Genomic DNA, 26,867 nt, shown 5'->3' with positions numbered 1-26,867 from the left:
CTTTTTTGTTTCTGTTTCTGCTTCAACGCATCATTCCGAAGTTTCACGCCAGCCACACGACGGTCAGCGAGCGCACGCCCTGCGCGCCGCGAATCAACACGCCTTCGATATCCGCCGTCGCGGACGGTCCCGTCACGAGCACCGCATAGCGCGCCGATGTGAAATCGGCCCGTCGATACACCTGCTGCAAGCCCTCGACGAGCAGCGCCGGATCGAGCAGCACGACGAGATGCTGCGACAGATAGCCGACCGAGTTCACGATGTACTCTTGCTCGCTGAACCACACCGAGCCGGTTTCAGCGACGCCGAAGCGCCCTCGCACGACGCCCACATCGACATCCTGAAGCGACGCCGGCACGGTGTCGGGCGCGAGCGGCCGCGTGCCGTCGATGCCCGGCACGGCCGAGGCGATCACCTTCGCATCGGGGAAGCGCGCAGCCAGCAACGCGTTCACGTCGTTCAGGCCGGCGGCGTCGACGCACGTGCCGCCCATCGCGATGAGCGCGGCCGTGAAGCGCGCCTTCAGATCGCCTTCGGGCGTCGGAAAGAGCGGCACCTCGGGGCGCGGGCGCGGTGCGGGCTGCGCCGCGCGGATCTTCGACAGAAAAGCTTCGCGAGTCGTCATTTCTCAGCCTTGCGGTTCTTCTTGTACCACTCGTGAAAAGTCTCGGCGGGCGCTTCGGGCAAGTCGCGCTGACGCCCCCAGATATTGAGCGGGTTGTACAGCACGAAGTTGGGCAGACGCTTCAACGCGCCGCCGAGCGATGCGACCGTCGCGCGATACAGCGTCGGACTCGCGAGCAGCCGCCCCGCCATCTTCAGGACTTCCTGCTTCACGAACGGCACTTCGTGCTTGTCCGCGATCACCTCGCGCCACTTGTAGATCTGTTCGTGGATGTTCACCTTCACGGGACACACGTTCGTGCAACTGCCGTTCATCGTCGATGCGAACGGCAGCGCGCTGTAGCGCTTCAGATCATGGGTCGGATTGATGATCGCGCCGATCGGCCCGGAATACGTGCCGCCATAGGACAGCCCGCCGCTGCGCCGATACACCGGACAAGTATTCATGCACGCGCCGCAGCGGATGCATTTGAGCGAATACCAGAAGTCGTCCATCGCGAGCCGCTCGGAGCGGCCGTTGTCGACGAGGATGTAGTGCATCTCCGTGCCCGGACGCGGCGCGCGAAAGTGCGACGTGTATTGCGTGATCGGCGAGCCGAGCGCGCTGCGCGACAGCATGCGTACGAACACGCCGAGATCGGCGATCGTCGGAATGATCTTTTCGATGCCGATCGACGCGATATGCAGCGGCGGCACGTTCGCGGAGAGATCCGCATTGCCTTCGTTCGTGCACACGACGACCGTGCCCGTCTCCGCAACCGCGAAGTTGCAGCCGGTCATGCCCGCCGTCTTCTCGCGCACGAAGTACGGCCGCGTGTTCATGCGCTGGCTTTCGGCGAGATAGTGGATGTCGCTGTTGTTCGGATCGGTGCCGATGGTCTTGCCGAAGAGCTCCGCCACATCCGCGCGCAGCTTGTGCACCGCCGGCACGACCATATGGCTCGGGTCTTGATGATCGAGCTGCTGGATGCGTTCGCCGAGATCGGTTTCCATCACCGTGATGCCGCGCGGTTCGAGATACTCGCGCATGTAGCACTCGTCGGTGAGCATCGACTTGCTTTTCACGAGCGATGTCATGCCGCGCTCGCTCATCAGCGTGTAGACGAGTTCGTTGTGCTCCTGCGCATTCGCCGCAAAATGCACGACGACACCGTTCTTCTCTGCCTGATCGATGAACCGCGCGATGTAATCGGCAAGATTGGACAGCGTATGTTCCTTGATGCCCGATGCCAGCTCGCGCATCGCCTCCCATTCGGGAATGCCGTGCGCCTGCGCATCGCGCTTGCTGCGCAGGTCCCACAGACGCTTGTCGTGGAACGCGACGTGATCCGTCTTCTGCAGAAACGCCCCGGCCGCCTTCGCGTGATCGATCCGAACGGTTTTAGTCACGAGTTTGCTCATCCCTGCGCTCCGTTGAGAACCTGCGCGATGTGGATGAACTTCGCATCGGCTTTCATGCGCTCGGCGCAGCCCTGCTGATGCATGAGACACGACATGTCGCCCGACACGATGTACTCCGCGCCCGCGCCGACATGATCGCGCACCTTGTCCTGCCCCATTCGCACGGAGACGGCCGCCTCGGTGACCGAGAACGTCCCGCCGAAGCCGCAGCACTCGTCGGGACGCGCGGGCGTGACGAACTCTATGCCCTTCACGCCTTCGAGCAACGCGCGCGGCTTCGAAAACGGCGTACCCGCGACTTCCGAGTTCGATGTCTCGCGCAGATGCCGCACCGCGCTGCAACTGTTGTGCAGCCCGATCCTGTGCGGAAACTCGGCCCACGGAAACTCGCGCACCTTCAACACGTCATGGAGAAATTCGACGAGTTCATAGGTATTGCGACGCACCTTCTGCACCGCGCTCGTCTGCTCGATCGCGGTGAAATGCTCGCGCACGTGATGCGTGCAACTCGCTGACGGACCGACCACGTAGTCGTAATCGGCGAAATTGCGTGCGAATACGCGCTCGGTGCCGGCGGCGTCCTTGTGCGCGCCGCTATTGGCCATCGGCTGGCCGCAGCAGGTCTGATCCTGCGGATAGTCGACGTCCACGCCGAGCCGTTCCAGCAACTCCAGCGTGGCGATGCCGACCTGCGGATAGAACGCGTCGATGAAACAGGGAACGAACAGGGCAACTTTCATGACGATCCGAGGGGAGGAATTTGGTAAGCTTGGTCTGACCAAGACTTTAATGAGATGCTCGATTCGTGTCAAACTCGGACAATCCCAGGCCTCCATCCTTGTATTCACATCGAACGATGACTTTTCAGCCCGTCCAGGCGCATTCCTATGCCCGCGTGCGCCTCTCCGATGTGGTGTCGGGGCAGATTCGCGAACTCATCTCGAACGGCACGCTGCTGCCCGGTCAGCGCCTGCCCGCCGAGCGCGATCTGGCCGAGCAACTGAACGTGTCGCGCCCGTCGCTGCGCGAGGCGCTGATCCGGCTCGAATCCGACGGCTTCATCCGCGCGGCCGGACGCGGCGGGTTTGTCGTGTCGGATGTGACGGCGCCGCTGGTGTCGCGTCCGCTCGCGGCCCTGCTCGAACAGCAACCCGACGCGAGCGCCGACGTGCTGGAACTGCGCCACGGCCTGGAAACGCTCTCGACCGCCTACGCCGCCGAGCGCGCCACCGAAGCCGACCTTGCGCGAATCGCTGCCGCGTTCGATGCGTTGCAGAGCGCCGTCGCTGAAAAGAGCACGCGTATCGCCGAAAAGGATGCGGCGTTCCATCTGGCGATCGCCGACGCGACGCACAACGTCGCGCTCACGCACGTGATGCACGGGCTCAACGAACTCGTTCGCGAGTCGATGCTCACCTCTCACCGCCTCGTCGACTACGACGACGAAGTCGAAGCAAACCTGCTCGCGCAACATCGCGCGATCTTCGATGCGATCGTCGCGCGCGATCCGGCGCGGGCGCGCGAGTGCGCGGGTGCGCATCTCGACTACGTTCGCACGCTGTATCGCGACCGCCCGGCGAAGAAAATCCGTCTGATGGCATGACGAATCCGTAAACTCTTTGTAAATTTCGATAGGACAACACCTACACAGAATTCGGACGTGCACGGCTAACGTGCAGCGGACTTCCTCGCGATACTGAAATCGTCGAAAACAACACGCGAAGGAGGACAACATGCCTTATCTGCTCGGATGGCTGCTCGGCGTACCGGTCGTGGTTCTCGTGATTCTGTATCTGATCTTTCATTGACCGGCAGCGCGGCGATGCATCAAAAGAACTAGGGCGTCGATACAATACGACGCCCTTTCTCTTTTCCGAAGGATGACGATGAAACCCTCCGTCCTCGCGCTCGCCGCATCGATTGCCACTCTCTTCGGCGCGGCGCTCGCGCACGCGGAGGAGATCGCCAGCGTCAACACGAATTTCCGTTTCACCGGTTCTGACCGCGTGAGCGTCGACGCGTACGACGATCCGCTCGTGCAGGGCGTCACCTGCTATGTGTCGCGGGCGCGCACGGGCGGCGTGAAAGGCACGCTGGGCATCGCGGAAGATCCGAGCGAGGCGTCGATCGCCTGCCGCCAGGTCGGGCCGATCAAGATCGCGCAGCCGCTCAAGCAGAAGAGCGACGTGTTCGCCGCCAGCATGTCGTTCATCTTCAAGACGCTGCATGTGGTGCGTATCGTCGATGCGAAGCGCAACACGCTCGTTTATATGACCTACAGCGACCGGATCGCGACCGGCAGCCCGAAAAACAGCGTGACGGCCGTGCCGGTGCCCGAAGGCACGACCATACCGGTGAAGTAACGTCCAACTGTCCGGCCCGGTGCGAAACAAAGTTGTAAACTGAGCGATTCCGCCTGTCTCAGAAATCGCAACCGATGAACGCCGCCCGTTTCCGCAATGCCGCACACTACTGGCGCTCGTCGCTCGTGCCGGACGCGGACATGGTGACGGCCGAATACTACGATCACGAGTTCTCGCCGCACTGGCACGACGCCTACACGGTGCCCGTGATCGAAGCGGGCGCGGAGTGTTACGACTATCGCGGCGCGCATCACGTCGCCGAGGCCGGCTCGGTGCCGGTCATCAACCCCGGCGAAGTGCATACGGGCGCGCGCGCCGTCGATGCGGGCTGGCGCTATCGCGTGTTCTATCTGCCGGTGCCGTTCGTCGAAAATCTCGCGCGCGATATGTCGGGCCGTCCGGAGTCGTCGCCGTGGTTTCCGGTCGATATCGTTCGCGATGCCGATCTGGCGCGGCGTCTGGTCGTCGCGCATCGGCTGCTGGAAAGCGGCGCCGATCCGCTCGCCGCGGAACTGGCCCTCGTCGATGCCGTGACGACGCTGCTTGGCCGCCACGCGCTGGCGCGCCCCGGCATCGCGCCCCTCGCCACCGACGCAAATCGTGTCGCGACGATGAAATCCCGCCTCGCCGACGATCTGCTCGAACCGGTCACGCTCGCCGAACTCGCGCAGACGGTCGGCCTTTCGACCTTCCACGCGGCGCGCCTGTTCACGCGCGAAACCGGTCTCGCGCCGCACGCGTGGCGCAACCAGATGCGCATCGTGCGCGCGTTGCCGGCGTTGCGCGCGGGCGCCTCCGTGACGGATGTCGCGGCGGCGAGCGGCTTCACCGATCAGAGCCATTTCACGCGTCATTTCAAACGCACCTTCGGCGTGCCGCCCGGCCGCTGGCGCCGAACGCGCGCGAAGCAAAGGGAAAGCGCAAGAACGTACAAGCATCCGGACCGGCGTCTTGCGTATCCTCGCTTCCATAGGAGGACATCTTGAAAGCAACACCCGCACAACCGTCCGCGCAACGGTCCAACTCGGCCTTGCGCGAATTCGCCGCCGGCGCCCGCGACACCATCCCGATGATGATCGGCGCTGCGCCCTTCGGCGTGATCTTCGGCACGCTCGTCACGGCCAGTCCGCTCACGCTCTGGCACGGCCAGTTGATGTCGCTCGCCGTGTTCGCCGGCTCCGCGCAGTTCATCGCGGTCGGGCTGATCGCATCGCATGCGAGCTTCGCCGTCATCCTGGCGACGACATTCGTCGTCAATCTGCGTCACGTGCTCTATTCGGCGACGCTCGCGCCCTATGTCGCGCATCTGCCGCGCCGCTGGCGCTGGGCGCTCGCTGGCGTTCTCACCGACGAAGTCTTCGCGGTCGCCTATGCGCACTATCAGAAGCGCCCGCCCGGCGAGATCGGCCCGCACTACTTCTTCGGCTCGGGCGTCGCGATGTATCTGAACTGGCAGATGTGGACGCTCGTCGGCCTGCTGTTCGGTGCGGCGTTCCCCGGTCTGAAAGCGCTCGGACTCGATTTCGCGATGGTGGCGACCTTCATCGCGATCATCGTGCCGCAACTGGTGGCCGTGCGCTTCATCGCGGCGGCGCTCGCTTCGGGCGTGCTGTCGTTCGCGTGGCAAGGCTGGCCGTACAAACTCGGCCTGCTCGCGGCAGTGTTCGTGGGCGTGGCGGTCGGCATGGTGCTCACGCTGATGGAAAACCGGCCGCAAGCGAAGCAGCGCCTGAAGAACGCCAAGGAGCGCACGCAATGAACTATGTCGCATTGATCCTCGGCATGGCGGTGATCACATTCGCCATCCGCGCCGCCGTGTTCGTGCTGGGCGAGCGCCTGGCCTTTGCGCCCATCGTGCGTACCGCGCTCTCGTTCGTGCCGGTGACGGTGCTCACCGCGATCATCGTGCCGATGACGGTCTCGCCGCACGGCAACGGCGCCGAGATCACCTGGCGCAATCCGCAGCTCGTCGCGGCGATCGTCGCGGTGATCGTTTGCGTGCTCACGAAACGCCCGCTTTTGACGATTGCGGTGGCGCTCGCGGTGTTTTTCGCGTGGCAGTTCGCCGTGCTGCGCTGAACCTTCTTCGACGCTCACGTATCGATCGGCTTTCAAAAAGCTGCAAAGAAACCTCAAGTTCCCGGAAAGCGCGCCGTTATCAGAAACGAATGGACTCCGCCCTGAGAAGCGGCGCCGCCAGCATTTCCCGCCATCGGGCGACCGACCAGCGGAACCGGGAACCAACATGCGTCAAATCACCCTTTCGCTTCGCGACGAGACCATCGCTTCGCTGCAGCGCGACTTCGAAGCGTTTCTGCGCCTGTCGCTGAAGCTCGATCCACAATTCGTCACGCCGTCGTTCGAGGACTTCCTGCGCGCGAAGCTGCTCGACAACCACACGCCGCTCACCGAGCAGGCGGTGCAGCGCATGCTCACGCACGGCCAGTACGCGTGGGCAAAGCGCGCGCTCGACAAGGAGTTTCCGGATGTCGTCGAAATCCTGATCCGTCAGGCGGCCGAACACGGTTTCGCGTTCGCGATCCGCGCCGACTGGACCGCCGAGGACCTCGTCAAGGCCTCGCGCGAGTGGGCGACGGCAATCGTCACCGAAGCGAACGGCGATGTGTCGCAAGTGGACATGCTGGCGTCGCAGATCAAGTCGGCGGCGGCGGATATCCGCGAAGTCGAGGAAAAGATGCAGACGCCCGCGTGGCGTCTCGCCGATTCGCTGCGCCAGCGCGCGTACGAAACCAAGATTTTGGTGGAAACGAGCGTCGGTTCGACCGCGCGGGAAAAGCTCGGCGAACTGCGCGGCCTGCTGCGGCTCGGCATCGTCTATGGCTCGATTCCGAAGCAGGAAGCGCAACAGGTGCTGGAGTATCTGCGCTCGCTGCGGCCCGAGCTGTTCATCGAAGAGCCTTATGACGGCTTCACGCGTTTCGCCGCGTGGCTGCGCAGCATTTTCTCGCCGACGCCGCGCGCGCCGCGAGCCACGCGCGCGCAGCGCTGACGCGCGCTTCTTCTGCTACCACATTCCCTTCAAACGCGCCGCCGTCGGCTCGGCGGGCGCGCCACCGGCGGCCACGATGAGCACCGCATGCGCCGTCGCCATCAGGAGTCGAGTTGCGTCTGCATCCAATTCCGTCGTAGCTCAGGGTATTGCTCTTATCGTGAGGCAGCACAACAAAGAACTTGTTTTCCGATATTTAGGAAGTTACTTGTTCAGTTATGCAGAATTACAAGCCACACTGAACGCGCTGCACCTGTCGTAGAAAGTACGCCTTTTTCCGCCTCCAGCCGAGCTCATTTTCGGAGAACGTCAGATGGCAATGCGAGTGGTCTCTACTGAAGTGAAGCGCTTGAAGGGAGCATTCAGAAAAACCGGCAGCAAGCGTCCCATCGTTTATCAGGACTATCGTGCTGGACCCGTGACGCCACGCTCTGGTTCCAGCAAACAATTCAACGGTCGCCGCATAGCGATACCTCCATTGATCGCCAGTGTTGTTCAACGGACGAATGGCGCGACCGTGCCCACACAGCGTGTGCGCGACTCCCTCTATTTCTTCGAGAACGATCCAAATGGCGCGCCAGTAAGAGCCTTCGATGAAGCCGGAAACGTGGTTTGGGAGGTTCGATATGGTCCGACCGGGAAAGCGGAAATAATCAAGTCGAACGTAGCCGTACACTTGCGCATGCAAGGGCAATATTTCGATAAGGAATCCACGCTCCACTACAACCGGTTCAGGTACTTCGATCCCCAGACAGCGCAGTTCATTAGTCCAGATCCCATCGGTGTCCAGGGTGGATTGAACGCTTACGAGTACGCGCCGAATGTATTTGGATGGCTCGACCCAATGGGCCTCAACCGCATCAGTGCTTTTTTGAAGCGCGCTGACGGCAGCACCATTGAGCTTCCTGAATTCAAAGCCACGCCGGGGGCAAAGAAAGTCATCGGACGAACGGAAGACGCTGAACAGAAACTGCTACGTCACTTGAAAGATGTAGCGAAACGATCTGATCTCGAAGGTTCGACGCTGAATATCAGGTCCGAGAATTCATTCATCCGTCGCAACGGCGTCACCATCCCGGTTGAAGGAATCAACCCATGGGAAGATTGCGCCCGCGTAATGGCCGAGTTCGCACAAGAACATAAGATGAAGATCAAGTATCACTGCAAGAACTCAATTTTCTCTTACTGAAGTTCCACGATGCATGAATCGATAGACACGCCGTTGGGCCCGATGAGGCGTAATGAGAGCGACGACGGAACGCGCTTCCTCACATGTCATGTGCAGATAGATGGCGAACCGATATTCATGAACATCAAAGTCGAATCCTTTGATGCCCTCGAATGGGATACCTTCGCGTTTGCCAACGAAATCATCGAAACTTTCGACTCACTCAAAAGGCACGCGTCTGATTACCTGACACGATGCTACGAGGACAACCCTGAGCCGTTCGGAGGGAGGGTGACGCCAAAGGTCCCTGTTGTCACCCAGCCAGAATTGACCTTCTGGCGGAACAGGAGGTGGTCGATACGTTTCATCGAAGGAATGTTCAGGATCTGCGAGCCCTACGGCATCTTTGTTCATTTCGAGGATAAAGAGGTAACCGGCTGGGAAGATTTGTCTGACGCCGAGGAACTCTGATCCCGACACGATTGGCGAAGGACTTCGCCCTACTCCCACATTCCCTTCAAACGCGCCGCGATATCGATTTTCGCTTTCGCGGCCGCCGCCAGTCCCGCCGCCGTCGGCGCGGCGGGCGCGATCACCGGCGGCCAGGCGGCCGCTTCGAAGTTCTGCATCAGATGCGGCGGGATGAAGCGCGTGCGTTGAGCCCACACGTGGCGGTCGCCCAGATGCGTCTGGTTGTGCACGTAGAAACGCTGCGGCGTGACGATGTGCAGGTCTTCCTTCGCACGCGTCATCGCGACGTATAAAAGACGCCGCTCTTCGTCGATTTCCTCGTCGCTGCCGGTGCCGAGATCGGACGGGATGCAGCCGTCCACGCCGTTCAGCACGAACACGTTCCGCCATTCCTGGCCCTTCGCCGAATGGATCGTCGAGAGGATCAGATAGTCTTCGTCGAGCAGCGGCACGCCGGATTCGTCGCTGGTGGCGTCAGGTGGATCGAGCGTGAGTTCGGTGAGAAAGCGCTCGCGCGTCGGATACGTGGACGCGATGCTCTCCATCTGCAAAATATCGCCGATGCGGATCGCCGCGTCTTCGTGATTGCGCTCCAGATGCGGCTCGTACCAGCGGCGGATCATTTCGAACTCGGCGGGCCAGCCCGACTCGCGCCCGCAGAGCTTCGCCATCAGGCCGACGAAGCGCGGCCAGTCCTCGCTGGCTCTGGCGGGCGCGGCGAACGCAGCGATCGCGCCCGACGCAACCGCATCCGGCGCGCTCACGCTATCCAGCAGACGCGCAGCGATGGCGGGCCCGATGCCCGGCAGCAATTGCGCGACGCGAAAGCCCGCGACGCGATCGCGCGGATTCTCGGCCCAGCGCAGCACCGAAAGCACGTCCTTCACGTGGACGGAATCGAGAAACTTGAGGCCACCGAACTTCACGAACGGAATATTGCGCCGCGTGAGTTCGATTTCGAGCGTCGCGCTGTGATGCGCGGCGCGAAACAGCACCGCCTGCGACTTGAGCCTCATGCCCGATTCGCGCGCCTCCAGCACTTTCTCGACGACATAGCGCGCCTGATCGGCTTCATCGGCGACGGACACGACGCGCGGCTTTTGCGCCGATGCCTTGTCGGTCCAGAGATTCTTCGTGTAGCGCTCGGACGCGAGTCCGATCACGGCGTTCGACGCCTCCAGGATCGGCTGCGTCGAGCGATAGTTGCGATCGAGCGTGACGGTTTCGGCGGGCGGATCGAAATGGCCCGGAAAATCGAGGATATTGCGCACCGTCGCGCCGCGAAACGAGTAGATGGATTGCGCATCGTCGCCGACGACGGTGAGGCCGCGCCCATCCGGTTTCATCGCGAGCAGGATCGACGCCTGCAGGCGATTGGTGTCCTGATATTCGTCGACGAGTACGTGATCGAACCGGCTCGCGAGATCCGCCGCCACTGACGGCTCCGCCGCGAGGTGCGACCAGTAGAGCAGCAGATCGTCGTAATCGAGCACGCTTTGCGCCTGTTTGGCGGCCACGTAGGCGGCGAACAGGCGCTTGAGATCGGCTTCCCACTCGCGGCACCACGGATACGACTGATCGAGCACGTAGTTGAGCGTCGCGCCCGTATTAACGACGCGCGAGTAGATTGCGAAACACGTCGACTTGGCCGGAAAGCGCTTCTCCTTCGACGACAGGCCGAGTTCGTGCCGCACGAGGTTCATGAGATCGGCGGAATCCTCGCGGTCGTTGATCGTGAACGACGGCGCGAGCCCGACGAGGTCGGCGTAATCGCGCAACAGTCGCGCGCCGACGCTATGAAATGTGCCCGACCAGGTCAGCCCCTGCGCGATGGCGCTTTTCGTGCCGAGCGCGTTCATCGCAATACGCGTGACGCGCCGCGTCATTTCCAGCGCCGCGCGGCGCGAAAACGTGAGCAGCAGAATGCGATGCGGATCGGCGCCCTTCACGAGCAGATGCGCGACGCGATGCGCGAGCGTGTTCGTCTTGCCCGACCCCGCGCCCGCGATGACGAGCAGCGGCCCGCCCGCGCGACCGGGTTCGTCGACGCCGAATTCGACGGCCTGACGCTGCGCCTCGTTGAGCTTCGCGAGATAGTCGGCCACCTGTTTCGCGACGGAGGCGGAAGGGGCGGAGGCGGTATCGGGAAGCGTGAGCACGTGAGGAGATGGCGGCGGGAAAAGAGTGACGCACACTGTATATCCATACAACCCGCGCGCGCAAGTCTTTGGCTCGGCAAGGCTTTTGGCCCCAAATGCAACGAGCCCGGTTCGCAGGGAACCGGGCTCGCATCGCCGCAAAAAGCGCGCGTTACTCCGCCTTCTTCGCGTTCTTCAGCTTCGCGTCGGCGGCGGCTTCGTTGGCTTCGGACTGCGCCTCGGTTTTCTTCTTGTCGGCCTTGGCTTGCGCGACGGCCGCCTTCTTGTCGGCCTTCGTCTGTTCCTTCGCGGCCTTCTGGTCGGCGGCGCTCGGTGCATCCGAGGTCGTCTGCGCGAACGAGGCCACGCTCACGCTCGCGAACGTTCCCGCGATCAGCGCGGCAAGCAGTGCATGGGTTTTTCTGTTCATCATGTCCTCCCTGTTTCTGAGCCGCGAACCCGGACTTCGCCGGTCCCGCGGCGCGTCACGCTCAGTGCTGCAGGCCCGTGTCCTTCGGCGTGCTCGGCTCCGTCGCGTTCAGTTCCGCCTTGGCGGCGTCCTTGTCCGCCTTGCGGTTGATCTTGGCGTTCTTCACCTCTTCCTTGTATTGCGACTTGGCCTGCTGGTTCTGCGCCTTCAGCTCGGCCTTCGACGCCTTCTTCGATGCGCGATATTCGGCGTTCGCCTCCGCGTTCGCGTTGCGGCGCTGGACGAGCGGATCGGTCGGCGCCGGCGCGACGACGTTCTGCTGTGGCGGCGTCGCCGGCTGCATGGTCTGCGGTTCCATCGGCGCCGGTTGCGGCGCGGTTTGCGCGTAGGCGCCCGAAGCGGCGAGCGTGGCGATGGCGGAACCGATCAAAAGGATTCGTGCACGAGTCATGAGTTCGTCCTCTCTTTAGTTGGCGTCGGCGGCGCTCTGACAGCGATGAAAGCGAGCGATCCGCGCGACTTTTGTCGATTGGAAAGATGACCGAAGCTGCATCGATCAAACGGTCGGACCGGACCTCGATCGGGCAAGTTCTCGAAAACCAGTCATTGTTACCGACGGTTTCATCTGGCTACATTTGCCAATCCGTCCGCTTGCGATGAGATAACCGGTCCTCGCGATGGCCACAGCACGACGCATGCCCGGCGCGTCGCCAGCGGTGGTTTATCATGGATGCCTTTCCTCCGTTTTCCGCTGCGCCCGCCCCATGCCGCCACTCCAATTCACCCTCACGGGCGACTTCGTCGAACTCCACAACCTGCTCAAGCTGATGGGCCTGGCGGATAGCGGCGGCTCGGCGAAGGCGCGCGTCGCAATGGGCGACGTCACCGTCGACGGCAAGGTGGAAATGCGCAAAACCTGCAAGATTCGCGCGGGCCAGAAGGTGAAGCTCGACGGCCAGACGATTCACGTGCGCGCGCCCGAATAGCGTCGCCGGAACTTGCGCGCGCACGCCGCGCGATTGAGAAAACCCGGCCATAAGCGAACGCGTCATCGACATGCCGCACGCGACGCAATAAGCTAGTCGTCTTTCGTTCTGGTTTCAGCGCCGGGTTTGCAGCGTCGGTCGTTCCGTCAGCGCGTGTTGCGCATCGCGCTCCGCTCTTTGCCCTTCCGCATTCCAGTCCGGCGGCGTTCAGTGCACTGACTGTCGCGCCGTCCTCGTTTTCAACCGATCAGCCATGCAACCGCACGTCACCCGCGCCACGCGCGCGCATCAAGGACCGCCGAGCCTCTCGCGTCACGCCGTCGACACGGCGCGCCTCGCCGCGCCGCTCGCCATCGCGCAGCTTTCGCAGATGGCGATGGGCGTCACCGACACCATCCTGCTCGGCTCGCTCGGGCCCGACGCGCTCGCCGCCGGCGGCCTCGGCGCGAACCTCTTTTTCGTCGTGGTGACGCTGTTGCAGGGCGTGCTGACGTCGGTGTCGGTGTCGGTCGCGCATGCGCGCGGCGCGAACGCCGACGATCGCGTGCCGGGCATCTACTGGACCGGCCTCGTGCTGTCCGTGCTGCTCGCCGTGCCCGCGTTCGTGCTGCTGAGCTACGCCGAACCGATCCTGCTCGCGTTCCACGAACCGGCGACGCTCGCGAAGAACGTCGGCGAATACTGCGCGGTGCTGCGCTGGGGCACGCCGGCGAGTCTCATCGGCGTGGGCATGATGCGCGCGTTCCTGCCCGCGATCGGCGCGGCGCGCAGGCTGCTGTGGATCTCGATCGGCGGCGTGTTCGTCAACGGCTTTCTCAACTACGGGCTGATTCACGGCGCGTACGGGCTGCCGCGCGAAGGCTTTCTCGGTTCGGCGGCGGCGACCACGATCACCGTCTGGGGTATCGCGATCGCGCTCGTCGCGGTGCTGCATCTGCGGCCGCGCTACAGGCATTTCGTCGCGCGCGCGCGCCCGCGCCTGCCGCTGATGGGCGAGCTGTTCGGCATCGGCTGGCCGGTCGCGATCACCTACGGCGTCGAATCGACGCTCTTTCTCGCCACCGGCATGATGGTCGGCCTGCTCGGCGAAGCGCCGCTCGCCGCGCATCAGATCGCGCTCAACGTCGCGTCGGTCGCGTTCATGGTGCCGCTCGCCATCGGCCAGGCGGCGAACGTGCGCGTCGGCTACTGGGTCGGCGCGGGCGTGCCTATCGCGGCGCGTCACGCGGGCTTCGTCGCGCTGGCGCTGGGCGTCGGCTTCATGATGTGCTCGGGGCTCGTGCTGATCACGGTGCCGCGCGCGATCGTCGGCCTGTATCTGCATCTCGACGATCCCGCCAACGCGCACACCGTCGCGCTCGCGGCGTCGCTGCTCGGCGTGGCGGCCGTGTTCCAGATCGTCGACGGCATGCAGACGGTCGGCTCGGGCTGCCTGCGCGGCCTGAAAGACACGCGCATCCCGATGCTCGCCGCCGCGTTCGGCTACTGGGGCGTCGGCTTTCCGACCGCCTATGTGCTCGCATTCCACTTCGAGCTGGGTCCCAAAGGCCTGTGGTGGGGGCTCGCGGCGGGCCTTGCGAGCGTCGCCGTGCTGATGACCTTGCGGTTTCACCGCATCAGCCGCAGGTTCGTCGAGACGGGCGTCGCACCGAAGCCGGACGACGCCGATGCCGCGAACCCCGCGCCGCACGGCCACGCCTGATAAGCACCCGATCCGCGCGCCGATATGCATAGCACGAATGCTTGGTTGGTCCACGCGGCGCGCATTGTTAGGATGAACCCGTCTCCTCCTTGAGACATCTGTGACAGGGGTTATCAGCCCGCTTCAGCCAGCGGGCTTTTTTTCGTCCCTACGCCTTGTCGCTGCCTTCCTCGCGGGCGTCCTGCCCGGCCTTGTTCCGATTCCCCTTAAAATAATTTCGAGACGCGCCAAGTCGCGACAATCAAAAACGAGGAATCGAAGTGTCGGAAAGCCGGGGAATGGGGGAAGTCGTAGCGCGTGACGTCATCGCGCCAGTAAGAAGATTCGCCATCGTCATGTTGACGACGTTGCTCGCCGCCTGCGCGACACGACCGCCCGCGACGGCGTTCGACCGGCCGGTGAGCCACGCGCTGGCGTCGAACGAAGCGACGCCGCTCGCGAGCGCGCTCGCGCCGCTCGAGCAGCGGCATCCGGATCAATCCGCCGTGCGCCTGCTGCCGACCGGCACCGATGCGTTGCAGGCGCGCATCGCCCTCGCGCGCGCGGCGACGAAGACGCTCGACATGCAGTACTACATCGCCGAGGAAGACAACACCGGCAAGCTGCTGCTGGGCGCGGCGCTCTATGCGGCGGATCGCGGCGTGCGCGTGCGCATGCTCGTCGACGATCTGAACTTCAAGGACATCGACCAGATCATGGCGGCGCTCAACACGCACGACAACATCGAGATCCGCGTATTCAACCCGTACGGCAGCGCGCAGCGCAGCTTCTCCGAGCGCACGCAGAACTTCTTCACGAATCTCGGCCACTTCACGCGCCGCATGCACAACAAGGCGATGATCGCGGACAACCAGATCGCGATCGTCGGCGGGCGCAATCTCGGCGACGAATACTTCAGTGCGAGCCCGACGCTGCAGTTCCGCGATCTCGACGTCTTCGCCGCCGGCCCGGTGACGCCGCAGATTTCCGCGAGCTTCGACGATTACTGGAACAGCTCGCTCTCGTACCCGCTGCGCGTGCTGAACAAGCAGAAATTCGACGCCGCCGAACTCGACAAGACCCGCGACGACCTGCGCGCGCACTGGCGCAAGCAGGCCGAGCCGCTGAACGCGAAGCCGCTCAACGCCACGCCGCTCGCGCAGCAGATTTCACGCGAGGAAATGGGCCTCGTGTGGGCGCCGACGGAATTCTGGGTCGATTCGCCGTCGAAGATCGAGCATCCGAGCGACGACTACAAGAGCCCGCCGATGCAGCGTCTCGTCGATCTGCTCAAGGACGCGCAGAGCGAATTCCTGATCCTCTCGCCCTACTTCGTGCCGCACGATACGGGCGTGAAAACCCTCGGCGCGGCGACCAGGCGCGGCGTGCGCGTCGCGGTGCTGACCAACTCGCTCGCCGCCACCGACGCCGTCGCCGTGCAGGCCGGCTACGCGCCGTATCGCGTTCCGTTGCTGCAAAACGGCGTCGAACTGTACGAATTCAAGCCGATCCAGCTCGAAGGCGAACGCAGCCCGCGCGCCGGCCTGTTCGGCTCGCAGTCGCGCGCGAGCCTGCATGCGAAGGCCTATGTGATCGATCGGAGTATCCTCGTGATCGGCTCGATGAATCTCGATCCGCGCTCGGCGAAGCTGAACACCGAGCTCGCGCTCGTGATCCACAGCAAGCCGATCGCCGAGGAAGCCGCTACGCTTTTCGCCAACGGCACCTCGCCGAAGGTGAGCTGGCAGGTGCGGCTGGCGAGCGCGGCGGTGACCGAGGAATTGCGGCGCACCGGCGCGCCGCAGTCGGGCCTCGTCTGGACCACCGAGGACAACAACAGCCTCGTCACCTGGAATTTCGATCCCGAAGCAGGGTTTTATCGCAATGCGATGACGGGACTCTTTATGCTGTTGCCCGTCGACAAGCAGCTTTGATCCAACCTCGTAGGGGAACTCACGCCATGACACAGAACGCGAAGGGCGACGTCCGGATGGAGAAGGACACGTTCGGCGAAATCGCCGTGCCGAACGACAAACTCTGGGGCGCGCAGACGCAGCGCTCGCTGCAGAACTTCAAGATTTCGACGGAAAAGCAGTCGCCCGAACTGATCACCGCACTCGCGATCATCAAGCACGCCGCCGCCGAAGTGAACGAAGGCCTGAAGGTGCTCGACTCGAAGAAAGCGAAAGCGATCATGCAGGCGGCCGAGGAAATCATCGACGGCAGGCATCCCGATGAATTTCCGCTCGCCGTGTGGCAGACCGGCTCGGGCACGCAGACCAACATGAACCTGAACGAGGTGATCGCCAATCGCGCGAGCGAGATCATGGGCGGACCGCGCGGCGAGGAGCGCCTCGTGCATCCGAACGACGACGTGAACCGCGGACAGTCGTCCAACGACGTGTTCCCGACGGCGATGCACGTCGCGGTCGCGTATGCGATCGTCAAGCATCTGGTGCCGTCGCTGAAGACGCTGCGCGACACGCTCGAGAAGAAATCGAAGGCGTTCGACAAGATCGTGAAGATCGGCCGCACGCATCTTCAGGACGCCACGCCGCTCACGCTCGGCCAGGAGTTTTCGGGTTACGTCGCGCAACTCGATCAGGGCGTGAAGCATGTCGAGGCGACGCTGCCGCATCTGTATCAGCTCGCGCAGGGCGGCACGGCAGTCGGCACGGGACTGAACGCGCATCCGGAATTCGCCGCGAAGGTCGCGGGCGCGATCGGCAAGCTCACCGGCCTGCCCTTCGAGACCGCGCCGAACAAGTTCGAAGTAATGGCCGCTGCCGACGCGCTCGTCGCCGCGCACGGCGCGCTGAAGACGGTTGCGGCGGGCCTGATGAAGATCGCCAACGACATCCGCTGGCTCGCCAGCGGGCCGCGCTGCGGGCTCGGCGAACTGTCGATTCCGGAGAACGAGCCGGGCAGCTCGATCATGCCGGGCAAGGTCAATCCCACGCAATCCGAAGCCGTCACGATGCTCTGCTGCCAGGTGTTCGGCAACGACGTCGCGGTGAATTTCGGCGGCGCGAGCGGCAACTTCGAGCTGAACGTGTTCCGGCCGATGATCGCGCATAACGTGCTGCAATCGATCCGCCTGCTCGCGGACGGCGCGCAGAGCTTCAACGATAACTGCGCGGTGGGCATCGAGCCGAACGAGACGCGCATCGAGAGCCTGCTCAACGAGTCGCTGATGCTCGTGACGGCGCTCAATCCGCATATCGGTTACGACAAGGCCGCGCAGATCGCGAAGAAGGCCCACAAGGAAGGCACGACGCTCAAGGCCGCCGCGCTCGCGCTCGGTCACGTGAGCGCGCAGCAGTTCGATGAGTGGGTCAAGCCAGGGGAGATGGTCGGGAAGTAAGCGCGCGCTGGAGTGTGTAGAGCGGCGGGATCACACCTTCCCCGCCGCCACCTCTTCCGGCTTCAACTCGACGATCGCATCCAGCGCGTCCTTCACGTCCATCGCGTATTTCGCGAGCCGCTTTTCCTCATCCGTCTCCGGCACGAACGACGGCACGGGCGTCGGCTGTCCTTTTTCATCGACGGCGACGAAGACCATCAGGCAATCGGTCGTCTGCTGCAGTTCGCCGACTTTTGGATCGCCCGCGTGCACGGAGATGTGAATGTGCATGCTGGTGCGCCCCGTCGTGACCACGCGCGCGCGCAATTCCACCAGATTGCCGACGAGAATCGGCCGTCGAAAGCGGATATTGCCGACGCTCACCGTCACCGCGTAACGCCCGGACCACATCGCGGCGCAGGCGTAGGCGGTTTCGTCGATCCATTTCATTAGCGCGCCGCCATGCACCTTGCCGCCGAAATTCACCGAAGTCGGCTCGGCGAGAAAGCGAAAGGTGGTTTCGGCGCGGCTTTTCGGAACCACGGGGACCGCGGGAATGGGGGATGAAGTCGGCGTATTCATGGTGGCATCATGTTCGAGTCATATGACGCCGATTATACGAAGCGAAAAAGGCGCTAGTCGTGAACCGTGATGCCCTGATCGATCGTGCCGTACATCGTGATGCTGCCGCCGCCGCCCGCCGATGACGACGGCCCGCCCGCGCAGCCCGCGCAAAGCATCAGCGCGCAGAGCGCGCCGGCGAGAAAGAACCTGGACATGGAAATTCTCCTGCTGGCTCGAATGCCAGCGCTCATTCTAGCGCCGGGCCGCGCGCATCGACATTTCGGCGCACGGTGAAACATCGGATGCGAAGCCGCGCTAGAGTGACTATGTCGATCACTTCGCCCGTCAGGGATATCGCCATGAACTCCGCTTTCGACGACACCGATTCCCGCGCGCGCCACTTCCCCGGGCTGTCGCGCATCGGCGCGCTGATCGCCGATCCGGGCCGCGCCGCGATGCTCTGGTCGCTGATGGACGGCACCGCGCGTCCCGCCGGCGAACTGACGATGATCGCGGGGCTGTCGCCGTCGGCGGCGAGCGGGCATCTCGCGCGGCTCACCGAAGGCGGGCTGCTCGCGCTCGAAATCAGCGGAAGGCATCGCTATTACCGCATCGCGACGCCGGATATCGCCGCGGCCATCGAAGCGCTCGCCAATCTCGCGCGTGCCAGCGCGCCGCAACGCGCGCCCGAGCGGCCGCCTTCGGCCGTGCCCGTCGACATGCGTTTCGCGCGCACTTGCTACGACCATCTCGCGGGCGAACTCGCCGTGCAGATCTTCGACCGGATGATCGCCCGCAACTGGCTCGCCGCCGCCGACGATCACGAACAGGCGCACGGCCCCGCCGCCCTCGACGCGACGCCGGAAGGCGCGCAGGCGTTCGCCGAACTCGGCATCGACCTGAAGACGCAGCGCGCGCGGCGACGCCGCTTCGCATGCACCTGCATCGACTGGAGCGAGCGCAGGCCGCATCTGGGCGGCGCGCTCGGCGCGGCGTTCCTCGAGGCGTGCGAGTCGCATGGCTGGATCGAGCACGCCGCGAAGCGTCGCGTGTTGCGCGTGACGCCGGCGGGGCATCGGCATTTCGAAGGCTTCCTGTCCACGCGATAAAGCTTTGTTACGCCGACCCGCGCGCCGTTACAAACGGCATCGTACGGATACACGCGCGGGCGATACATTGATCCGGTAGGCCTCGCGGACCGTCGCGTCCGACAGGATGCACGCGCGGCCGCCGGAGAACACGATGAAAAACAGGGCCATCGCCGCCGCGACGCTGGGCGCGCTCTTATCGATATCGGCGCTCGGCGCGCTCGCGCAGACGCCGCAAGCCGACCCGCCCGGGCGCATCGCGCGCCTGAACTACATGGCGGGCACCGTGACGACAGAACCGGCGGGCGCTTCCGACTGGTCCTACGCGCAAATCAACCGCCCGCTCACCACGGGCGATCAGCTCTGGAACGACGAAAACGCACGCTCTGAACTGCATATCGGTTCGACGGCGCTGCGGCTCGGTTCATCGACCGCGATGTCGATCCTCGCGCTCGACGACAACGCCGCGCAACTCAAGATCGCGCAGGGCACGCTGTCGACGCGCGTGCGCGAACTGCCGCCCGGCACGCGCTATGAGATCGACACGCCCAACGCCGCGCTCGCGATCACGACGCCCGGCGACGTGCGCGTGGACGTCGCGCCCGATGGCCGCGCGACCACGGTCACGGTGCGAAGCGGCGGCGTCACCGTGTATGGCGACGGCGGGTCGGTGCAGCTCGCGGGCGGCCAGCAGATGACGTTCGAGGGCACGAATCTTCAGCAAACGTCCGCGGATGCCGCGCCCGCTCCGGACGCGTTCGATCAATGGGCCGCGAGCCGCGACGCATCCGAAGACCGCTCGGTCTCGGCGCGTTACGTGTCGCGCGACATTCCCGGTTATCAGGATCTCGACGCCAACGGCACGTGGCGCAACGATCCGTCGTACGGGCCGGTATGGGTGCCGAATGCCGTCTCCGCCGACTGGGCGCCGTATCGGCAAGGACATTGGGCGTGGCAGAACCCGTGGGGCTGGACGTGGATCGACGACGCGCCCTGGGGTTTCGCGCCCTATCACTACGGGCGCTGGGCGTATGTCGGATCGCAATGGGCCTGGGTGCCGGGGCCGATGGCCGTGAGCGCGCCGCCCGCGTATGCACCCGCGCTCGTCGCGTTCGTCGGCGACGGCGCCAGCGGCGTCGACTGGAACGTCGCGCTGACGGTCGGCGGCGTCGCGGCGGCGGGCGTCGCGTGGTTCCCGCTCGGGCCGGGCGAGGCATGGCGTCCGCATCGGGATGGCTGGAGCCCGCGTTATTACGAACGAGTCAACCGTAACGTCTATGTGAACAATACGTACGTCAACTATCGCGCGCCGCGTGGGCTCACCGCCGTGCCCGCGAACGCGTTCATGCATGGTCAGCCGGTCGGACGGCAGCCGTATGCCGTCGATCCGTCGCGCTGGCGCAATCCGCACTTCTTCGCGGGCGCGCCGGGCATCGCGCCGACCCGCGACAGTTTTGCGCCCGGCGCGCGGCGCGCGGATTACCGGCCGCCGCAGGGCGGTGTCGGGCGTCCAGTGGTGGCGACGCGCGCGCCGGTCGGCATGCCGGATTTTCACGACCATCGCGACGCGCGTAACGATCAGGTGCATCTCGTCGCGACGCATGGGCCGGCGCGTTCGGTGATTGCAGGCGGCGCGCCGCATGCGCCCGAGCGTGCGCCATCAGAAGGCGATCCGCGCTTCTCGCATGGCGATGCATCGCATGGGCGCGCCGTGCCCAACGAATCGCGCGTGCGGCCGCAACAGGGCCAGCCGCCGCAGCACGCGGGCGACGCGCCGCACTTCGAGCACCGCGCGCCCAATCCGCCGATGCAGGCGATGCAACCGCCGCCGCAAGCCTATCGTCAGCCGCGCGCCGAACAGCCGCATCGAGAGATGCCGCCGCCCCGCCCGCAGCAGCAGGCACAGCAACAAGCGCAGCGGCCGCAGTATCATCCCGAGCCGGCGCGTCAGCCGATGCATCAGGAAGCGCATCAGGCGCCGCCGCAGATGCCGCATCAGGAAGCCCACCAACGGCCACAGCAGGCGCAGCAACCGCAACAGCCACAGCAGCAGCAACATGGCGGCGGCGGTAACGAGCATCATCGCGGCTAAAGGCCGTAAACGACAAACGCGCGGCCCGAAGCCGCGCGTTCGCATTTTCTACCGCTGAAGCGTTCGCTCAGACCGCCATCGGCGCGGTGAGCGGCTCGTGATGCTTGTACCCTTCCAGCGCGAAATCCTTCGGCTCGATCTTTTCCAGCCATTCCGGCTCGTAGCGCTTCGTGAGCGCGTAATCGGGCACGCGGTCCGAGATGATGAGCTGAGGCGACGGCAACGGTTCGCGCTTCAACTGCTCGTTAAGCATGTCGAGCTGATTCTCGTAGATATGCGCGTCGCCGATGAAGTACGTGAACCAGCGCGGCTTGTACCCCGTCAGGCGGCCGACGAGGTGCAGCAGCGCCGCGCCTTCGGTCAGGTTGAACGGCGTGCCGAGCCCGACATCGTTGCTGCGGATATACAGACACAGCGAGATTTCGCGCGTCACCGCGTTCGGGATGAACTGATACAGCAAATGGCACGCGGGCAGCGCGATCTCGTCGAGCTTCGCCGGATTCCACGCATGAAACAGAATCCGCCGGTCGGTCGGGCGCTCGATGATCGTGTCGAGACATTCGCGCAACTGATCGATCGCCTTGTACAGCAGCACCTGCTCGCGCCCGTTCTCGACGAAGCTCGTCACGACCTCGAAGCCGCGATTGGTGGCGTCAGCGATCTGATCGCCCGCGCCCGCGTCGACCAGTTTGTACGCGGGCCATTTGCGCCACTGCACGCCGTAGACGTCGCCGAGATCGTCCGGACCTTGCCGGTACGGGTTTTCGAGCCACTGCGGGTTTTCGTTCGCGTTGGCGTCCCAGACCTTGCAGCCGAGCGCGCGGAAATCCGCCGCGCTCTTCGACGCGCGCAGAAAGCCCACCATCTCGCCGATCGCCGACTTGAACGCGAGCTTCTTGGTCGTCACGGCCGGGAAGCCCTGCTGCAAGTCGAAACGCAGCATCGCGCCGGGAATGCCGATCGTGCGGATGCCCGTGCGGTTCTCCTGCCAAGTGCCGGTATCGAGAATCGTCTGGACGAGCTCGAGGTACTGTTTCATTCGATGTTCCCTGGGAAATGCGGCGCGCCCTCGCGAACGGAAGGCGTAAACACGAGATTTTACCAAGCAGCGAGAACCGGCGCTCTAGTGCATCGGCACGAAAAAACGGGCGCCCTGCGAGCGCCCGTCCTGAAGGATGTCGGTGAAATGCGTTCAGCCGCGCGTGGCGTGCTCGGACGGCGCATCGACCTCGATATGACGCATTCCGTGCGCGCTCAGAAGGCGATACAGCGTCACGCGTGAGATGCCCAGTTCGTGCGCCGCATCGCCCAGACGCCCGCGATGCCGCAAGAGCGCCAGTTCGATCGCCTGCCGTTCGGCCGCCTCGCGCGCCTGCGCGAGCGACACCGGCGCGACTTCGACGTACTCGCCCAGTTCGAGATCGCGCGCGGTGATCTGCCGCCCCTCGGACATCACGATCGCGCGCCGCACGCGGTTGATCAGTTCGCGCACATTGCCCGGCCAGCCGTAGTTGTGGATCGCGGCGATCGCATCGGGCGAGAAGCCGCGCAGACGCCGGCTCGCATCCTTCTTGAAGCGGTCGAGCATGTGCTTCGCGAGCAGTTCGATGTCCTTGCCGCGCGCGCGCAGCGGCGGTTCGTCGATCTGCAGCACGCACAGACGGTGGTACAAGTCGGCGCGAAAGCGGCCTTCGATCATCGCGGTCTGCATGTCGACGTGGGTCGCCGAGATGATCCGCACGTCGACCGGCGTCGAGCCGTGGCCGCCCAGACGCTCCACTTTGCGTTCCTGCAGGAAGCGCAGCAGGCTCGCCTGGCTTTCTAGCGGCAGATCGCCGATTTCGTCGAGAAACAGCGTGCCGCCATTGGCCGCTTCGACGCGGCCGATCTTGCGCTGGTTCGCACCCGTGAATGCACCACGTTCGTAGCCGAAGAGCTCGGATTGCAGCAGATGCGCGGGAATCGCGCCGCAGTTGATCGCGACGAACGGCTGATCGCGGCGTGCGGAACGCTCGTGAATGGCGACGGCCGTCAGTTCCTTACCCGTGCCGGACTCGCCGGAGATGAACACCGGCGCGTCGGTCATCGCGACTTTGCGGATCGAGCGGAACAGCGCGAGCATCGCGTCGCACGAACCGACCATCTCGCCTTCGGCGCGGCCTTCGCTGCGCGCATCGTTCGATGCGGCGTCGTGCAGCGCGACCATGCCGTACGCATGGCCGACGGAATCGACGATGCGGTCGTTCGACGTCGGCAGCGTCACGTAATCGAAGCAATAGTCGCGAATCAGGCGCCGCACGGCGGCGTCTTCCAGTTGTCCAGCAACGGTGGCCGCGACCCAGCCGACGTTGGTCATCGTCAGCGACGATTCGAACGCCGCCAGTTCGTGAGATTCGAAGCGGCTGGACAGATCCAGCAGTCCGCCGGTCGCCAGATCGCTACGCAAGGCCTTGCGCGTGTCGCGCGCGCTCGCGACGATTTCGATGTGCCACCCGCGCTCCTCGAATCGCGCGCACAGCGTCTCGCTTGGATCGCGAGTCACATAGATGAGTTGCCGCCGAGCGACGTCCATTATTCAGATCCTTTGTTCAACATTCGTTGAAAAGGTCACGTAGTTCAGGCACGCGCTACATCGCAGACTTCGTTGCCCTCGCACGTTTTTCGGAAAACGCAAGGAGAGGGACTTGCCATTTGATACGTCGCCCCCGGAACAGGGCGCGAGACACCTCGCACCCTCCACGAAACCCTTTATGTCTGATTCTGTGCCGTTTTTTGAGAGACTACTATAACCCAGAAACCCCGGAAACAAATATCGCGAGAGCCGCCGGATTAGCCACAAAACCTTGATGGGACGGGCCTGGCAAGAATTTCTCACACGATTATTAAAAACTTTCCGCACAATTTAATAAGACAAAATCTTATACCGATTTCGCGGGAACTTCATGTTTTTCTGCCTTCATGTTTCAGCGGTGAAACGTTTTGGGCCCAATCTTCGCGTGACGCCCCGGATCGATATTCATGAATCGTTGTGCAGCAACGCTTACCGGCCGATGGCACACATTTCGCTAAATCTGCAGCGTGCGCACGGCAAGAAATTCCATTAAAAGAACGCACGTTCATTTTTCACCTGACATTCTTTCTTCACATAATCGTTCATACCGACCAGACGATTACTTTATTTCCGGTTTCTTCATATCCGGGAATAGTTACCTTGGATTATGTCGTCAAGATGGCTCGCGATAGTTATTTCAGGCGCACGGACCCGTCCGACGCGCAATCAACCGGCGACGACGCCGACGAACAAGAGTGGATGCATCCGGCCGCCACGCGTCCGGCCGGCTCCGGTATCAGCGTGAGACTGTGGGACGAGATCGCCCCGGCTCCGCCAAACACCACGCCTCTTCTCGCGGACGATTCGCCCGAGGGCTGAACCCGCGCGAACGTGTCGGTTAGAATCGAAGCCCCGGCGGCGCGGCCTGCGCACGCCAGTTTGCTTCGAATCCGCTTACATGACGACGCTCACCCTGATCGTCGCCCGCGCACGCAATGGCGTGATCGGACGCGACAACCAACTGCCCTGGCGGCTGCCCGAAGACCTCGCCTTCTTCAAGCGCACGACGATGGGCGCGCCCATCATCATGGGGCGCAAGACACATGAATCGATCGGCCGGCCGTTGCCGGGGCGGCGCAACATCGTCGTGTCGCGCGACGGCGCGCGGCGCTATCAAGGCTGCGACGTTGTGACGAGCCTGGAAGCGGCGCTCGCGCTGGAACCGGCGAAAGAGGCGTTTCTGATCGGCGGCGCGCAGTTGTATCGCGATGCCATCGCGCGCGCCGACCGCATGATCATCACCGAGATCGACGCCGATTTCGACGGCGACACGCGCTTTCCCGCGCCCGATCCCGAGCTATGGCGCGAAGTGTCGCGCGAGGCGCACCGCGCGGCGGCGCCGAATGATTTCGCGTTTGCGTTCGTGACCTACGAGCGCATTGCGGCTTCGGAATGAAAAAGGCTCCGGATGCGCTCCGGAGCCTTCGTCCTTCAGGCGACGCGAATCACTGACCCGCGATCGTCATCCGCTCGATCAGCACCGAACCGATTTCCTTCGTGCCGCGCACGACGGTATCCGCGCCGATCGCTTCGATATGGCGGAACATCTCCTGCAACGTGCTCGCCACCGTGATTTCCTCCACGGCGTGCACGATCTTGCCGTTCTCGACCCAGAAGCCCGACGCCCCGCGTGAATAATCGCCCGTCACGTAGTTCACGCCCTGCCCCATCAGCTCGGTGAGCAGCAGGCCCGTATCGAGCTTTTTCAGCATCGCTTCGAAGTCGTCTTCGGGCTTCGTGTGCTTGCTCTTCATCGTGAGATTGTGCGAGCCGCCCGCGTTGCCGGTGGTGCGCATGCCGAGCTTGCGCGCCGAGTACGTCGACAGGAAATAGCCCTGCACGACGCCATCCTCGACCACGCTTCGCCGCTGCGTACGCACGCCTTCCTCGTCGAACGGCGCGCTGCCCATGCCGCCCTTCACGTGCGGATCTTCGACGATATCGATATGCGGCGCGAACACCGGCTTGCCGAGCGTGTCGACGAGAAACGTGGTCTTGCGATACAGCGCGCCGCCGCTTACCGCCTGCACGAACGCGCCGAGAATGCCGGCCGCGAGCGGCGCTTCGAACAGGACGCGGCATTTGCGCGTGTCGAGGCTTTTCGCACCGAGCCGCGCGAGCGCGCGCTCGGCGGCGTAGCGGCCGACCGCTTCCGGCGCGGCGAGACCGGCCGCGTCGCGCTTTGACGTGTACCAGTCGTCGCGCTGCATGTCGCGGCCCGCGGCTGCGATCGGCGCGCACGCGATGTAATGCCGCGAGTACGGATAGCCCGCCATGAAGCCGCGCGAGGTCGCCAGCACGAATTGCGAATGCTGCGCCGAGACGCTCGCGCCTTCCGAGTTGGTCACGCGCTTGTCGACGGCGAAGGCCGCGGCCTCGGAGCGACGCGCGATCTCGGCGGCCTCTTCGGCGTCGATGTCCCACGGGTGATAGAGGTCGAGATCCTGCGGCGTCTTCTCCAGCAGTTCCTCTTCGGCGAGGCCCGCCGCGCTGTCTTCGGCCGTGAAGCGCGCGATGTTGTACGCGGCGGCGACCGTGTCACGCAGCGCGTCGCGCGTGAAGTCGGCGGTGCTCGCGTTGCCGCGCTTCTTGCCGATGAAAACCGTCACGCCGACCATCTTGTCGCGGTTGTGCTCGATCGTCTCGACTTCGCCGCGCCGCACGCTCACCGACAGGCCGTCGCCTTCGGAAATCTCGGTCGCGGCATCGCTCGCGCCGAGTTCCCTTGCATGGCGCAGGATGTCGGAGGCGATCTCCTTCAGTTCGTCCTGCGTATGCGGGAAGTAGCGTTGCTTGACGTCCATGTCTGCTGCCATTTTTGGTTGCCTTTGGAAGTCGGGCGGCGTGCGCCCGCGCATGTCGTGGTTGCTTCGGAATTCCCGGCTGGACGCGCCCGC

27 protein-coding genes are annotated in these 26,867 nt (G+C 64.1%); 16 read left to right on the top strand and 11 right to left on the bottom strand.

The annotated features are described in order from the left end of the window. Positions 1–43 precede the first annotated feature (43 nt). From AWB80_RS32470 to AWB80_RS32460, 3 genes are read right to left on the bottom strand one after another with little or no spacing between them, the layout of a single operon-like run. Positions 44–625, bottom strand: a complete 582-nt coding sequence (locus AWB80_RS32470; RefSeq protein WP_061178778.1) for a LutC/YkgG family protein — start codon at positions 623–625, stop codon at positions 44–46. Further along, positions 622–2,025, bottom strand: a complete 1,404-nt coding sequence (locus tag AWB80_RS32465; RefSeq protein ID WP_061178777.1) for a lactate utilization protein B — start codon at positions 2,023–2,025, stop codon at positions 622–624. The genes AWB80_RS32470 and AWB80_RS32465 overlap by 4 nt, the downstream gene beginning before the upstream one ends. Then, the gene (locus tag AWB80_RS32460) at positions 2,022–2,765 is read right to left on the bottom strand and encodes a (Fe-S)-binding protein (protein ID WP_061178776.1); all 744 of its coding nucleotides are present in this window, start codon (positions 2,763–2,765) and stop codon (positions 2,022–2,024) included. The genes AWB80_RS32465 and AWB80_RS32460 overlap by 4 nt, the downstream gene beginning before the upstream one ends. Positions 2,766–2,881: 116 nt before the next feature. Here AWB80_RS32460 and AWB80_RS32455 point away from each other — a divergent pair, with 116 nt between their 5' ends. From AWB80_RS32455 to AWB80_RS32420, 8 genes are all read left to right on the top strand, one after another. Next, the gene (locus AWB80_RS32455; protein ID WP_061178775.1) at positions 2,882–3,628 is read left to right on the top strand and encodes a FadR/GntR family transcriptional regulator; all 747 of its coding nucleotides are present in this window, start codon (positions 2,882–2,884) and stop codon (positions 3,626–3,628) included. 283 nt (positions 3,629–3,911) lie between these two features. Continuing rightward, entirely contained in the window at positions 3,912–4,388 is a 477-nt protein-coding gene (locus tag AWB80_RS32450; RefSeq protein ID WP_061178810.1) for a CreA family protein, read from the top strand. A 74-nt stretch (positions 4,389–4,462) separates the two neighbouring features. Then, complete coding sequence (locus AWB80_RS32445) at positions 4,463–5,374, top strand: helix-turn-helix domain-containing protein (protein WP_244206852.1); 912 nt, start codon at positions 4,463–4,465, stop codon at positions 5,372–5,374. Positions 5,375–5,457: 83 nt separating this feature from the next. Next, on the top strand, positions 5,458–6,147 hold the full coding sequence (locus AWB80_RS32440; protein WP_244206856.1) for an AzlC family ABC transporter permease: 690 nt from the start codon (positions 5,458–5,460) through the stop codon (positions 6,145–6,147). Next, positions 6,144–6,467: an AzlD domain-containing protein gene (locus AWB80_RS32435; RefSeq protein WP_061178773.1), complete on the top strand. Its 324-nt coding sequence runs from the start codon at positions 6,144–6,146 to the stop codon at positions 6,465–6,467. The genes AWB80_RS32440 and AWB80_RS32435 overlap by 4 nt, the downstream gene beginning before the upstream one ends. Before the next feature lie 166 nt (positions 6,468–6,633). After that, complete coding sequence (locus AWB80_RS32430) at positions 6,634–7,398, top strand: DUF4088 family protein (RefSeq protein WP_061178772.1); 765 nt, start codon at positions 6,634–6,636, stop codon at positions 7,396–7,398. Positions 7,399–7,711: 313 nt separating this feature from the next. Further along, a complete protein-coding gene (locus tag AWB80_RS32425) occupies positions 7,712–8,587 on the top strand; it encodes an RHS repeat domain-containing protein (protein WP_087131766.1) in 876 nt (291 codons plus the stop codon). 9 nt (positions 8,588–8,596) lie between these two features. After that, complete coding sequence (locus tag AWB80_RS32420; protein ID WP_143328181.1) at positions 8,597–9,037, top strand: hypothetical protein; 441 nt, start codon at positions 8,597–8,599, stop codon at positions 9,035–9,037. Between the two features lie 29 nt (positions 9,038–9,066). Here the strand turns inward: AWB80_RS32420 and AWB80_RS32415 are convergent, their stop codons facing one another. The 3 genes from AWB80_RS32415 to AWB80_RS32405 all read right to left on the bottom strand — a co-directional run bounded on the left by AWB80_RS32415 (position 9,067) and on the right by AWB80_RS32405 (position 12,056). Continuing rightward, the gene (locus AWB80_RS32415; protein ID WP_061178769.1) at positions 9,067–11,196 is read right to left on the bottom strand and encodes an ATP-dependent helicase; all 2,130 of its coding nucleotides are present in this window, start codon (positions 11,194–11,196) and stop codon (positions 9,067–9,069) included. Positions 11,197–11,347: 151 nt separating this feature from the next. Further along, positions 11,348–11,605: a hypothetical protein gene (locus tag AWB80_RS32410; protein ID WP_061178809.1), complete on the bottom strand. Its 258-nt coding sequence runs from the start codon at positions 11,603–11,605 to the stop codon at positions 11,348–11,350. 61 nt (positions 11,606–11,666) lie between these two features. Next, entirely contained in the window at positions 11,667–12,056 is a 390-nt protein-coding gene (locus tag AWB80_RS32405; RefSeq protein ID WP_061178768.1) for a flagellar biosynthesis protein FlhF, read from the bottom strand. A gap of 313 nt (positions 12,057–12,369) precedes the next feature. Between AWB80_RS32405 and AWB80_RS32400 the strand changes: the two genes are divergently transcribed. The 4 genes from AWB80_RS32400 (at position 12,370) to fumC (ending at position 17,636) form a co-directional block, all read left to right on the top strand. After that, positions 12,370–12,591, top strand: coding sequence for an RNA-binding S4 domain-containing protein (locus tag AWB80_RS32400; RefSeq protein WP_061178767.1), 222 nt, complete (start codon positions 12,370–12,372; stop codon positions 12,589–12,591). Between the two features lie 253 nt (positions 12,592–12,844). Next, positions 12,845–14,293 carry an MATE family efflux transporter gene (locus AWB80_RS32395; RefSeq protein ID WP_061178766.1) on the top strand — a complete coding sequence of 483 codons (1,449 nt, stop codon included), beginning with the start codon at positions 12,845–12,847 and terminating at the stop codon, positions 14,291–14,293. Between the two features lie 278 nt (positions 14,294–14,571). Further along, a complete protein-coding gene (locus AWB80_RS32390; protein WP_061178765.1) occupies positions 14,572–16,206 on the top strand; it encodes a phospholipase D family protein in 1,635 nt (544 codons plus the stop codon). A 26-nt stretch (positions 16,207–16,232) separates the two neighbouring features. Beyond that, a complete protein-coding gene (gene fumC / locus AWB80_RS32385; RefSeq protein WP_061178764.1) occupies positions 16,233–17,636 on the top strand; it encodes a class II fumarate hydratase in 1,404 nt (467 codons plus the stop codon). A gap of 30 nt (positions 17,637–17,666) precedes the next feature. On the opposite strand, the gene AWB80_RS32380 is transcribed toward fumC, so the two are convergent. Both AWB80_RS32380 and AWB80_RS44490 read right to left on the bottom strand, forming a co-directional pair. Then, entirely contained in the window at positions 17,667–18,197 is a 531-nt protein-coding gene (locus tag AWB80_RS32380; RefSeq protein WP_061178763.1) for an acyl-CoA thioesterase, read from the bottom strand. 53 nt (positions 18,198–18,250) lie between these two features. Then, a complete protein-coding gene (locus AWB80_RS44490) occupies positions 18,251–18,394 on the bottom strand; it encodes a hypothetical protein (protein WP_167390488.1) in 144 nt (47 codons plus the stop codon). A gap of 144 nt (positions 18,395–18,538) precedes the next feature. On the opposite strand from AWB80_RS44490, the gene AWB80_RS32375 reads away from it, so the two are divergent. Continuing rightward, entirely contained in the window at positions 18,539–19,288 is a 750-nt protein-coding gene (locus tag AWB80_RS32375) for an ArsR/SmtB family transcription factor (RefSeq protein WP_061178808.1), read from the top strand. A 133-nt stretch (positions 19,289–19,421) separates the two neighbouring features. Continuing rightward, positions 19,422–21,359 (top strand): DUF6600 domain-containing protein, encoded by a 1,938-nt coding sequence (locus tag AWB80_RS32370; protein WP_061178807.1) that lies wholly within the window; start codon positions 19,422–19,424, stop codon positions 21,357–21,359. A 67-nt stretch (positions 21,360–21,426) separates the two neighbouring features. On the opposite strand, the gene AWB80_RS32365 is transcribed toward AWB80_RS32370, so the two are convergent. Next, positions 21,427–22,398 carry a thymidylate synthase gene (locus AWB80_RS32365; protein ID WP_061178762.1) on the bottom strand — a complete coding sequence of 324 codons (972 nt, stop codon included), beginning with the start codon at positions 22,396–22,398 and terminating at the stop codon, positions 21,427–21,429. Positions 22,399–22,551: 153 nt separating this feature from the next. Further along, entirely contained in the window at positions 22,552–23,931 is a 1,380-nt protein-coding gene (locus AWB80_RS32360; RefSeq protein ID WP_061178761.1) for a sigma-54 dependent transcriptional regulator, read from the bottom strand. 456 nt (positions 23,932–24,387) lie between these two features. On the opposite strand from AWB80_RS32360, the gene AWB80_RS45080 reads away from it, so the two are divergent. Further along, positions 24,388–24,789, top strand: a complete 402-nt coding sequence (locus AWB80_RS45080; RefSeq protein ID WP_244206850.1) for a hypothetical protein — start codon at positions 24,388–24,390, stop codon at positions 24,787–24,789. 79 nt (positions 24,790–24,868) lie between these two features. After that, entirely contained in the window at positions 24,869–25,366 is a 498-nt protein-coding gene (locus AWB80_RS32350; protein WP_061178760.1) for a dihydrofolate reductase, read from the top strand. Positions 25,367–25,415: 49 nt separating this feature from the next. Here AWB80_RS32350 and pmbA read toward each other — a convergent pair whose 3' ends face one another. Further along, on the bottom strand, positions 25,416–26,786 hold the full coding sequence (pmbA, locus tag AWB80_RS32345) for a metalloprotease PmbA (RefSeq protein ID WP_061178759.1): 1,371 nt from the start codon (positions 26,784–26,786) through the stop codon (positions 25,416–25,418). Between the last annotated feature and the right edge of the window lie 81 nt (positions 26,787–26,867).

Source organism: Caballeronia pedi (genome assembly GCF_001544915.2).
GTDB classification, from domain to species: Bacteria; Pseudomonadota; Gammaproteobacteria; order Burkholderiales; family Burkholderiaceae; genus Caballeronia; species Caballeronia pedi.
The sequence above is the reverse complement of the archived record's forward strand: the minus strand, read 5'-3'. Positions and strand labels throughout refer to the sequence as shown.